General features: G+C 73.2%; 11 protein-coding genes, 1 tRNA gene and 1 pseudogene. 2 read left to right on the forward strand and 11 right to left on the reverse strand.

All coding sequences use genetic code 11. The features are described 5' to 3' along the window. Positions 1-181: 181 nt before the first annotated feature. Positions 182-1360: an MFS transporter gene (locus Q0112_RS07270; protein WP_297973340.1), complete on the reverse strand. Its 1179-nt coding sequence runs from the start codon at positions 1358-1360 to the stop codon at positions 182-184. An 18-nt stretch (positions 1361-1378) separates the two neighbouring features. Beyond that, positions 1379-1795 (reverse strand): manganese-binding transcriptional regulator MntR, encoded by a 417-nt coding sequence (mntR, locus tag Q0112_RS07275; RefSeq protein ID WP_297973364.1) that lies wholly within the window; start codon positions 1793-1795, stop codon positions 1379-1381. A gap of 300 nt (positions 1796-2095) precedes the next feature. Between mntR and Q0112_RS07280 the strand changes: the two genes are divergently transcribed. After that, positions 2096-3454, forward strand: a complete 1359-nt coding sequence (locus Q0112_RS07280) for an Nramp family divalent metal transporter (protein ID WP_297973343.1) — start codon at positions 2096-2098, stop codon at positions 3452-3454. A gap of 4 nt (positions 3455-3458) precedes the next feature. Here the strand turns inward: Q0112_RS07280 and Q0112_RS07285 are convergent, their stop codons facing one another. Genes Q0112_RS07285 through Q0112_RS07295 form a run of 3 tightly spaced genes read right to left on the reverse strand, consistent with a single transcriptional unit; the run spans position 3459 to position 5383 of the window. Continuing rightward, positions 3459-3947, reverse strand: coding sequence for a DUF2380 domain-containing protein (locus Q0112_RS07285; RefSeq protein WP_297973345.1), 489 nt, complete (start codon positions 3945-3947; stop codon positions 3459-3461). Further along, on the reverse strand, positions 3944-4951 hold the full coding sequence (gene bmt, locus Q0112_RS07290; protein ID WP_297973348.1) for a betaine--homocysteine S-methyltransferase: 1008 nt from the start codon (positions 4949-4951) through the stop codon (positions 3944-3946). The genes Q0112_RS07285 and bmt overlap by 4 nt, the downstream gene beginning before the upstream one ends. Then, positions 4952-5383, reverse strand: a complete 432-nt coding sequence (locus Q0112_RS07295; protein ID WP_297973351.1) for a SufE family protein — start codon at positions 5381-5383, stop codon at positions 4952-4954. 92 nt (positions 5384-5475) lie between these two features. Here Q0112_RS07295 and Q0112_RS07300 point away from each other — a divergent pair, with 92 nt between their 5' ends. Further along, the gene (locus tag Q0112_RS07300) at positions 5476-5940 is read left to right on the forward strand and encodes a hypothetical protein (RefSeq protein WP_297973354.1); all 465 of its coding nucleotides are present in this window, start codon (positions 5476-5478) and stop codon (positions 5938-5940) included. A 46-nt stretch (positions 5941-5986) separates the two neighbouring features. Here the strand turns inward: Q0112_RS07300 and Q0112_RS07305 are convergent. From Q0112_RS07305 to Q0112_RS07330, 6 genes and pseudogenes are all read right to left on the reverse strand, one after another. Next, positions 5987-6060: transfer RNA gene (locus Q0112_RS07305), tRNA-Gly, on the reverse strand. 36 nt (positions 6061-6096) lie between these two features. Then, positions 6097-8121, reverse strand: a complete 2025-nt coding sequence (locus Q0112_RS07310) for an ASKHA domain-containing protein (protein ID WP_297973356.1) — start codon at positions 8119-8121, stop codon at positions 6097-6099. A gap of 77 nt (positions 8122-8198) precedes the next feature. Then, complete coding sequence (locus tag Q0112_RS07315) at positions 8199-8513, reverse strand: DUF167 domain-containing protein (RefSeq protein WP_297973358.1); 315 nt, start codon at positions 8511-8513, stop codon at positions 8199-8201. After that, positions 8510-9439, reverse strand: a complete 930-nt coding sequence (locus tag Q0112_RS07320) for a methyltetrahydrofolate cobalamin methyltransferase (protein WP_297973360.1) — start codon at positions 9437-9439, stop codon at positions 8510-8512. Before Q0112_RS07320 ends, Q0112_RS07315 begins: the two co-directional genes overlap by 4 nt. Next, positions 9436-10107 (reverse strand): HAD family phosphatase, encoded by a 672-nt coding sequence (locus Q0112_RS07325; protein ID WP_297973362.1) that lies wholly within the window; start codon positions 10105-10107, stop codon positions 9436-9438. The genes Q0112_RS07320 and Q0112_RS07325 overlap by 4 nt, the downstream gene beginning before the upstream one ends. Positions 10108-10114: 7 nt before the next feature. After that, positions 10115-10405 (reverse strand): annotated as a pseudogene (locus tag Q0112_RS07330) (methylenetetrahydrofolate reductase); the annotation flags it as partial.

Below are 10405 nucleotides of genomic sequence, written 5' to 3' on the forward strand. Positions count from 1 at the left end.
CGGGCTCGACCGGGACCTGGCGCCGCTGCGCACCGACCTCTTCCGGGTGCCGGCGACGGGGCCGGAGCAGCTCGCGCTTTTCTGAGGTCCGGGCGCACGGGGTGGGCACGCGTGCCCATTTGGTCAAGTCATTGAAAAATAAAAGGAATGCTCTTCGGCGTTAACCGGATCTTCATGAAGGTTAACGGGATCGGCGCGTGGGCGGCGGCCGCGGCGGGTCGGCGCGGGTGGCGGCGAAGGCGACGAGGCTGGCGCCGAGGGCGAAGAGGAAGGAGACGAGGGGCAGCGCGGCGACCGGGGTGCCGCCGGCGAGGAGCTGCGAGCCGAGGGCGGCGCCGGCGGCGATGCCGAGGTTGAAGACGGCGGAGATGAGCGAGGAGGCGAGTTCGGGCGCCGCCGCCGCGCCTTGGAGGATGCGGTTCTGCACCCCGATCACCGCGAGGCTGCCGATCATCCAGACGAGGCCGATGGCGAGGACGCCGATCGGCCACCACCAGGGGGTGGCGAGCCAGGTGACGGCGAAGCAGGCGGCGACCAGCGGATAGCTGAGCGTCAGGCTGGCGACCGGGTAGCGGTCGGCATAGCGGCCGCCGGCGACGATCCCGAGCCCGCCGAAGACGCCGAAGACGAGAAGGACCGCCGGGAGCCTCGCCTCGGCGATGCCGCCCGTCTCGATGAAATAGGGCGCGATGAAGGTCGAGAGGGTCCAGAAGGCGAGCATGTGCAGGACGATGAGGAGGTAGGCGGTCAGGACCTTCGGCGAGCGCAGCGCCTGCACCTGCGCGGCGAAGCCGCTCTGGGTGTGCGCGGCGCGCGGGGTGACCGGCACGAAGGCGGCGATGGCGGCGAAGGCGAGGACGCCGATGAGCCCGACGAGGACGATGGCCGCGCGCCAGCCCCAGGCGGTGCCGACGGCGGTGCCGAGCGGCACGCCGATGATGTTGGCGACGTTGATGCCGCCGACGATGATGGCGAGCGCCATCCCCTGCCGGCCGGGCGGCACGATCGAGGTGCCGAGCAGGATGGCGAGGCCGAAGTAGCAGCCGTGCGCCGCCGCGGCCACCGCGCGGCCGAGCATCAGCGTCCAGAAGCCGGGCGCGGCGGCCGCGATCACATGGCCGAGGACGAAGAGCGCCACCACGGCGAGGAGCGCCGGCTTGCGCGGGAAGCGCGCGGCGACGACGGCCAGCGCCGGACCGAAGATGGCGACGCTGAGGGCGTAGCCGGTGATGAGGAGGCCGGCGTCGGCGATGCTGACGCCGAGGTCGCCGGCGATGGCCGGCAGCAGGCCCGCCACCACGAACTCGGTCGTGCCGATGGCGAAGGCCCCGAGGAGCAGCGAGACGAGGGCGGGATACATGCGGGGTCGGGCGGAGCGTCAGCCGGTCTCGGCGAGCGCGCGGCGGAAGGCCGCGAGGGTCTCGGAACTCACGTGGTGCTCGATGCCCTCGGCGTCGATGCGCGCCGTCTCCGGGCTGACCCCGAGCGAGCGCAGGAAGGCCTCGACCGTCTGGTGGCGCGCGCGGCTCTCGGCGGCGACCGCCCAGCCCGCCTCGGTCAGGAAGACGCCGCGGTAGGGCTTGCGGGTGACGAGGCCGTCGGCGGCGAGGCGGGAGAGCATCTTGGCGACGGTCGGCTGCGCCACCCCCATGCGGGCGGCGATGTCGACCTGGCGCGCCTCGTTGCCGTCCTCGATCAGGTCGGCGATGAGCTCGAGATAATCCTCGACCAGCGCGCCGCGCAGCGCCGCGCGCATCTGGCGGAAGCCCTCGGAATGCACCTCGGGCTCGGGCAGCGCCTCCGCCCCGGGAGCGATCGGGGGAGCCCCCGGGGGAGCTGCCGGGGGAGCCGCCTCGCCCCGGGCCTTCCTGCGTGCGGTGCGGGGATCGGTTCGCGCCAAGCCCTTGTCCTTTCAGCCTCTCCGCGCGGGTGGCGGCGCGGTGCGCGGAACGTAGCACATGCTCAACAGTATCACACCCCTTGCACCCGATCATCCATCCAGTCGAGGCAATGCAATATAGCCTATTGCATATTTCCCAGACGGACGCCAGATTGCGAGCATCGCATAACCCCGTGACCGGTCCGAGTTCCCGCCATGTCCGACATCCCGATGATCCCCGAGCGCCCGCTGGGCATGCCGCAGGCCGCGGCCGGCGAACGGCCGAGCCTTTCCGAGGTGCATGCCTCGGTGGGCGTGCCGCAGACCGGCCGCTGGTTCATGAAGCTCTTCGCCTTCATGGGCCCGGGCTACATGGTCTCGGTCGGCTACATGGACCCCGGCAACTGGGCGACCGACATCGCCGGCGGGGCGCAGTTCGGCTACACGCTCCTCTTCGTCATCATGCTGTCGAACCTGATGGCGATCCTGCTGCAGGCGCTCTCGGCGCGGCTCGGCATCGTCACCGGGCGCGATCTCGCCCAGGCCTGCCGCGCCTACTATCCGAAGCCCGTCGCCTATGCGCTCTGGTTCATCTGCGAGCTCGCCATCATCGCCTGCGACCTCGCCGAGGTCATCGGCACGGCGATCGCGCTCAACCTGCTCTTCGGCATCCCGCTGATGTGGGGCGCGATCATCACCGCGCTCGACGCCTTCCTCGTGCTCTACCTGATGACCAAGGGCTTCCGGGCGCTCGAGGCCTTCATCGTCGCGCTGCTGCTCATCATCTTCGTCTGCTTCGCGATCCAGATCGCCGCCGCCTCGCCCCCGGTCGCCGCCGTCATGGGCGGGCTCGTGCCCTCGCGCGAGATCGTGACCAACCCGGCCATGCTCTACATCGCCATGGGGATCATCGGCGCCACGGTGATGCCGCACAATCTCTACCTGCACTCCTCGATCGTGCAGACCCGCGCCTATCCGCGCACCGACGAGGGCAGGCGCGAGGCGATCAAGTGGGCGGTGACCGACTCGACGATCGCGCTCATGCTGGCGCTCTTCGTCAACGCCTCGATCCTGATCGTCGCCGCCGTCGCCTTCCACGACACCGGCAACCACGACGTGGCCGAGATCGAGCGCGCCTACGAGCTGCTCTCGCCGCTGCTCGGGCTCGGCATCGCCTCGATCCTCTTCGCGGTGGCGCTGCTCGCCTCGGGGCTCAACTCGACGGTGACGGCGACCCTGGCCGGCCAGATCGTGATGGAGGGCTTCCTGCGCCTGCGCCTGCCGCACTGGGCGCGGCGGCTGATCACCCGCGGCATCGCCATCGTCCCGGTCGTGGTGGTGACCGGGATCTACGGCGAGCGCGGGACGACGGATCTCCTCGTGCTCAGCCAGGTGATCCTGTCGATGCAGCTCCCCTTCGCGGTGATCCCGCTGGTGCAGTTCGTCTCCGACCGCGGCAAGATGGGCCGCTTCGCCATCCCGCGCGGGGTCGCGGCGCTGGCCTGGGCGGTCGCCGGCCTGATCGTGGTGCTGAACCTGAAGCTGCTCTGGGACACCTTCGCCGGCTGGCTGTGAGCCGTCAGCCCGCCGGCGCGGCGAGGCACGCGCGCAGCACGTCCGCCGCCGCGAACTCCGCCGCCCGGGTCCAGGCCTCGGCGCTGTCGCCGCGGTAGCTGAAGCGGCGGTCGCAGATCACCTTGTCGGCCGCGAGGTCGAGCAGCGTGATCCGCACCGCCCCGACCAGCGTGCTCATCTTGTGGATGCCGCCCGCGAGCAGGAGCTCCGCCCCGGCCGCGCGCGTCGCGGCCGCCATCGCCGCGAAGGGGGTGGTGCGCGGCGTGCAGGCGCAGTCCGGGACGACGACGTCCACCCCGCCGGCGGCGAGCTCGGCGCGCAGCGTCCCGGCGAAGAGCGCGAGGCGATCCGCGTGCTCGGCGGTCTGGTCGCGGACCTCGCCGGAGGAGTCGGTGAAGTCGAGGGCGGGAACCGCGACGGCCGGGCCAGCCGCGGCGGGAAGCGCCAGCGCGAGGGCCGGCAGCGTCGCGAGGAGGATCCGCCGCAGGCTCACGACCGGCGGCGGCGCCGCTCGCGGCCGGCGGGGGCGCCCTCCGAGCCGTCGGAGGCGGAGGAGAAGGCGCCGAGCCGCCGCGCGATGGTGTCGAGGTCGGGCGCGGGGCCGCGCGGGGTGCTCTCGAGCGCCGCGCGCATCGCCGCGAGGTGGGCGGGCGTGGTGCCGCAGCAGCCGCCGATGATCCGCGCGCCGCAGTCGCGGGCGAGGACGGCATAGTCGGCCATCAGCTCCGGCGTGCCGTCGTAGTGGATGTGGCCGTCCTTGAACTTGGGGATGCCGGCGTTGCCCTTGGCGATGACCGGAAGGCTCGGGCGGGCGGCGGCGAAGCCGAGGACGGTGCGCAGCAGGTCGGAGGCCCCTACCCCGCAGTTGGCGCCGAAGGCGAGGGGCGGGTGCGGCAGGCGGCCGACGAGGGCGACCATGTCGGCCGCGGTCAGCCCCATCATGGTGCGGCCGTTGGTGTCGAAGCTCATCGTGCCGCACCAGGGGGCGCCGGTGCGGGCAATGCCGGCGGCGGCGGCCTCGAACTCCTCGGCCGAGGAAATGGTCTCGACCCAGAGCAGGTCGACGCCGCCGGCGAGGAGGCCGCGCGCCTGCGCCTCGAAGATGTCGGCGGCCGCGTCGACGCCGAGCGGCCCGAGCGGCGCCATGATCTCGCCGGTCGGGCCCATGGAGCCGGCGACGACGACCGGGCGGCCGGCGGCGTCGGCCGCTTCGCGGGCGATCGCGGCGGCGGTGCGGTTGAGCTCGTGCACCCGGTCGGCGGCGGCGTGGAGCGCGAGGCGGCTCGCGTTGCCGCCGAAGCTGTTGGTGAGGAAGAGGTCGCTGCCGGCGCCGATCGCGCCGTCGTAGAGGGCGCGCACCTTGCCGGGCTCGGCCTCGTTCCAGAGCTCGGGGGCCTCGCCCGACTCGAGGCCCATGGCGAAGAGGTTGGTGCCGGTGGCGCCGTCGGCGAGCAGCCAGTCGCGCTCGGCGAGGAGGGTCTCGAGGAGGTTCGCCATTCAGGCCCGCTCCAGCGCGCCCTGGGCGATGGCGCGGATGCGCGCCACCATCGAGCGCAGCCCGTTCGACCGCTGCGAGGAGAGATGCTCCTCGAGCCCGAGCCGGCCGAGCTCGGCCGCGGCGTCGACGGCGAGGACGGCCTCGGGGCCGAGGCCGGAATAGAGCGCGTGCAGCACGGCGATCAGCCCGCGGACGATCAGCGCGTCCGAATCGCCCTCGAAGTCGAAGCGCGCGGCGCTGCCGGCGCCGGCGAGGCGGGGCTGGATCCAGACCTGGCTGGCGCAGCCGTCGACCTTGGTGGCGGGGACCTTCAGCGCCTCGTCCATCGGCGGCATCCCGCGGCCGAGCTCGATCACGTAGCGGTAGCGGTCCTCCCATTCGTCGAGGAAGGCGAAGTCGGCGGCGATGTCCTCGAAGCGTTCGGTGGCCATGCCACCGATCTATGCCTTCGGGCGGCGCTGGTCCAGTGGGGCCCCGCGTTTCCCCCTTCCCAAGCCCGGCGCGACCGACTATCCGAAGGGGCATGACCGGCGGCGGACCCTTGCGTAACGGCTTCATCCTGCTCGCGGCCGCGGCCCTCGCCGCCGGCTGCTCGATGGAGATGCCGGACTTCCTCGGCCGCGAGGGCGGGGGCGGCGGCTTCTACAACGTCCGCGGCACGCCGCCGCCCGAGCCGCGCAGCGTGGCGCTGCGCGAGGCGCATCTCGAGCAGGGACTGCACGGGGTCGTCCTGCGGGTGACGGGCGAGGCGCCGACCCAGGGCTACTATGCGGCGATGCTCCGCCCGGTCGGCGGCGGCGCGCCCGATTCCGCCGGGATCGTGAGCTTCGAGCTCGTGGCCCTGCCGCCGCCCGGGCCGGAGGCGGTCGGGCCGGCGCGCACCCGGGTCCTGATGGCCGGCGTCTTCCTGCCGACCAAGGCGATCGAGGACCTGCGCGGCTTCCGCGTCGGCGGCGGCGGCGCGGTCGAGACCCTCCGGCTGCGCTGAGGCCTCAGCCGCGCGCGGCGCGATCCCGGCCGGCGACGCGGGGGCGTGGAGCGGGTGAAGGGAATCGAACCCTCGTCACTTGCTTGGGAAGCAAATGCTCTACCATTGAGCTACACCCGCGCACGCCCAGACTGATAGGGCGGCGACGGGAGCAGGTCAAGCGGGAGCGTCCGTCGCGTCCGGCGAGCGGTCCGCCACCCTGCCCCGCCGGCGGCGGCCCTGTTCGGCGTTGAAGCTGACCGCGGGGAGCGGGTCGAGGTGCGGGAAGGGGGCGGTCGCGTGCGGGATGGCGTTCGCGGCGACGAAATGCTCCTGGAAGCGCGGCTCGATCGCCGTCTCGACCTTGTGGATGCGGCCGACGAGCGCCTCGACCTCGCGGCGGGCGGCGACGTTGAGGAGCGCGATGCGCGCGCCGGTGCCGGCGGCGTTGCCGGCGGAGGAGACGCGGGCGAGGTCGCAGTCGGGGATCATGCCGAGGATCATCGCGTGGCGCGGCGAGATGTGCGCGCCGAAGGCGCCGGCGAGCACGATGCGATCGACGGTGTCGGTGCCGAGCTGGTCCATCAGCAGGCGCGCGCCGGCATAGAGCGCCGACTTGCCGAGCTGGATGGCGCGCACGTCGCCCTGGGTCACCAGGATGTCGTCGTGCAGGCGGTAGGCGTGGGTGCGGCCCTGCGGCACGCAGCGCGAGGTCGCCGTCTGCTCGGGTGAGCCGATCAGGCCGGAGGCGTCGAGGATGCCGGCCGTGCGCATCTCGGCGATCGCCTCGATGATGCCCGAGCCGCAGATGCCGGTGACGCGGGCGTCGGGGGGAAAGTCCGGCTCGTCCGACCAGGCCTCGACGCCGATGATGCGGAAGCGGGGCTCCTTGCTGACCGGGTCGATCTCGACCCGCTCGATGGCGCCGGGGGCGGCGCGCTGGCCGGAGGAGATCTGCGCCCCCTCGAAGGCCGGGCCGGTCGGCGAGGAGCAGGCGAGCAGCCGCTCGCGGTTGCCGAGCAGGATCTCGGCGTTGGTGCCGACGTCGACGACGAGCATCAGCTCCTCCGAGCGGTCGGGCGCCTCGGAGAGGGCGACGGCCGCGGCGTCGGCGCCGACATGGCCGGCGATGCAGGGCAGCACGTAGATGCGCGCGTCGGGGTGGAGGCGGAGCTCGATCTCCTCGGCCCAGAGGTTGAGCGCGTCGGCGGTGGCGAGCGCGAAGGGCGCCATGCCGAGCTCGGTCGGGTCGATGCCGAGCACGAGGTGGTGCATGATCGGATTGCCGACGATCACCGCCTCGAAGATCAGCTCGCGGGCGATGCCGGCGTCAGTGGCGGCCTGGCCGGCGAGATCGTTGAGCGCGGCGCGGACCGCCCCCGTCAGCTCGCGCGCGCCGCCCTGGTTCAGCATGGCGTAGCTGACCCGGCTCATCAGGTCCTCGCCGAAGCGGATCTGCGGGTTCATCATCCCGGTCGAGGCGAGGACCTCGCCGGTCTGGAGGTCGCAGAGATGGCCGGCGATGGTGGTCGAGCCGATGTCGATGGCGAGGCCGTAGATGCCGCCCTCGTAGAAGCCCGGCCAGACGTGCAGGATGCGCGGCTCCGGCCCGTCGCGGTGCACGGCGCAGGTGACCTTCCATGCCCCGGCGCGCAGCGCGGGCTGCAGCATCTGCAGCGTGCGGAGGTCGCCCTTGACGCCTTCGAGGCCCCACTGTTCGGCGAGCGCCCGCTCGAGCCGCTGCAGGTCGCCCGAGGGCTCGTGCATGTCGGGCTCGGCGACCTCGACGTAGTGGAGCCGGGTCGCCGGGTCGAGGGTGATGGCGCGGGCCTCGGCGCGCTTGCGCACCACCTGCCGGTGGACCTGGCTCTCGGGCGGGACGTCGACGACGAGATCGCCCTGGATCAGCGCCTGGCAGCCGAGGCGGCGGCCCGGCGCGAGGCCGCGGATGCGGTCGTAACGTTCCTCGACCGCGTTGACCGGCGAGAGCGCGTCGGCGGCGACGGTCACGCCGTGCTTGGGGAAGGCGCCGTAGGCCGGGCTGACCTGGCACTTGGAGCAGATGCCGCGCCCGCCGCAGACCGAATCGAGATCGACGCCGATCTGCCGCGCCGCGGTCAGCACCGGCGTCCCGACCGGGAAGCGGCCGCGCTTGCCGGACGGGGTGAAGATCACGAGGGGGTCGCGTTCGGCCTTGGTCATGCTCCCGTGATAGCCGGCCGCCCGCCGCGGGCAAGGGGACAATCCGACCGACCGCGGGCCGGAAACGCCAGAGCGGCTCAGCCGCGGGGCGCGAGCAGCGCCGAGAGCCGCTCCGGGTCGGCGCCGCGGATGTGGAGGCGCTTCATCCGGGCGCGCTCGCCGGCGACGAGGGTGACGGCCGAGCGCGGCAGGGCGAGCGTCTTGGCGAGGAAGGCGACGAGGGCGGCGTTGGCGGCGCCGTCGACCGGCGGGGCGGCGACGCGGACCTCGAGGACGGGCCGGCCGTCGCGGAGGGCGACGCCCTCGATGCGGGCGGTGCCGCCGCGCGGGGTGAGGCGGACGGCGAGCTCGACCCCGTCGGCGGTGGCGCGCCAGGGGACGGGCGTTGTCACCCGCGGCGGCGGCGGCCCTCGCGGCGGCCGCGGGCGCCGGCCTCGACCTCGCCCTCGGCCAGCGGCGCCTTGTTGGCGGCGATCCAGGCGGCGCCCCAGGGGTCGTTGTTGGTGAGCAGGTTCGCGGCGCGGATCGCGTCCATCTCGGCCGACCGCGTCGGGTTCATGATCGCCGAGGTCATGCCGGAGGCGATCGCCATCGGCAGGAAGGCGGCGTTGATGCCATGCCGGTTGGGCAGGCCGAAGGAGATGTTGGAGGCGCCGCAGGTGGTGTTGACGCCGAGCTCCTCGCGGAGGCGCCGGACGAGGGCGAAGACCTGCAGGCCCGCCGTCGCCATGGCGCCGATCGGCATGACCAGCGGGTCGACGACGATGTCGTGCGCCGGGATGCCGAAGTCGGCGGCGCGCCGGACGATCTTGCGGGCGACCTCGAAGCGGACGTCGGGGTCCTCGGAGATGCCGGTGTCGTCGTTGGAGATGGCGACGACCGGGACGTCGTACTTCTTCACCAGCGGCAGCACCAGCTCGAGCCGCTCCTCCTCGCCGGTGACCGAGTTGACGAGCGGCCGGCCCTGCGCCGTCTCCAGCCCGGCCTGCAGCGCACCGGGCACCGAGCTGTCGATCGAGAGCGGCAGATCGACGAGGCCCTGCACCAGCTCGACCAGCTGGCGCATCAGCGGCGGCTCGGTCTCGTTCGGGTTGGGGTTGGAGTTGTAGACGACGCCGGCGTTCACGTCGAGCATCGAGGCGCCGCAGGCGGCCTGCTCGAGCGCGTCGCGCTCCACGGTGGAGAAGTCGCCGGCCTCGAGCTCGGCGGCGAGCTTCTTGCGCCCGGTCGGATTGATCCGCTCGCCGATGACGCAGAAGGGCTGGTCGAAGCCGATGATGACGGTCTTCGTGCGGGATGCGACAATCGTTCTCGTCATGCGACCTCGCTGCGGAGCTGCGCGAGCCGGTCCCAGAGGGCCGGGTCGGCGAAATCTCGGATGGTCTGGTGCGCGCCCGCCTGCAGCAGCTGCCCGGGCGTGAGGCTGCTCGCCATGCCGAAGACATGCGCGCCGGCGCTGCGGGCGGCGCGGATGCCCGAGCGGGAGTCCTCGAAGGCGATCGAGCGCGACGGGGTGGCGCCGAGCGCCGCCATCGCCGCCTGGTAGGGCGCGGGATCGGGCTTCGGCCGGGCGCATTCGTCGCCGACGACGACGGTGGCGAGGCGCCGGGCGAGGCCGGTGGCGGCGAGCATCGCCTCGGCGTTGGCGCGCGGGGCGTTGGTGACGACGGCGGTGCCGAGCCCGTTCGCCTCGGCCCAGTCGAGCAGCGCGTGGATGCCGGCGACCGGCTCGACGCTGGCGGCGAGGGTTTCGCGGAACATCGCCTCCTTGCGGTCGAGGACGGCGCGGTCCTCGCCCGGGAAATAGGCCGCCAGCACGTCGTCGTTGTGCTGGCCCATGATCCGCGCGCGGTATTCCTCGAGCGGCAGCTCGCGGCCGCGCTCGGCGAGGATCTCGACGAAGACGGCATGGTGCAGCGGGTCGGTGTCGACCAGCGTTCCGTCGAGATCGAAGAGGAGCGCCGCCCGGCGCATGCCCCGGCTCATGCCCTCGTCACGGCCGTCCGGTCAGGCCCGCGCCCGGCGCGGGCGCGCCGGCATAGTCGGTGGTGGCGCCGATGCCGCCGAGCGGGAAGAAGTGCACGCCGGCGATGGCGCTCTCGGGATGCGCCGCCTTGTGCGCGGCGAGATCGGCGATCACCTCGTCCGGGGTGAAGGGCAGCATGAGCCGGGTGAGGTCGGCGGCGCGCCGCTGCAGCACGCGCAGCGACGGGCCGACGCCGCAGGACATCGCGTACTTGAGCAGCGTCTGCAGCTTCGCCGGGCCAGCGACGCCGATGTGCAG

The sequence above is a fragment of the uncultured Amaricoccus sp. genome (assembly GCF_937858865.1).
In the GTDB taxonomy this organism is placed as follows: domain Bacteria; phylum Pseudomonadota; class Alphaproteobacteria; order Rhodobacterales; family Rhodobacteraceae; genus Amaricoccus.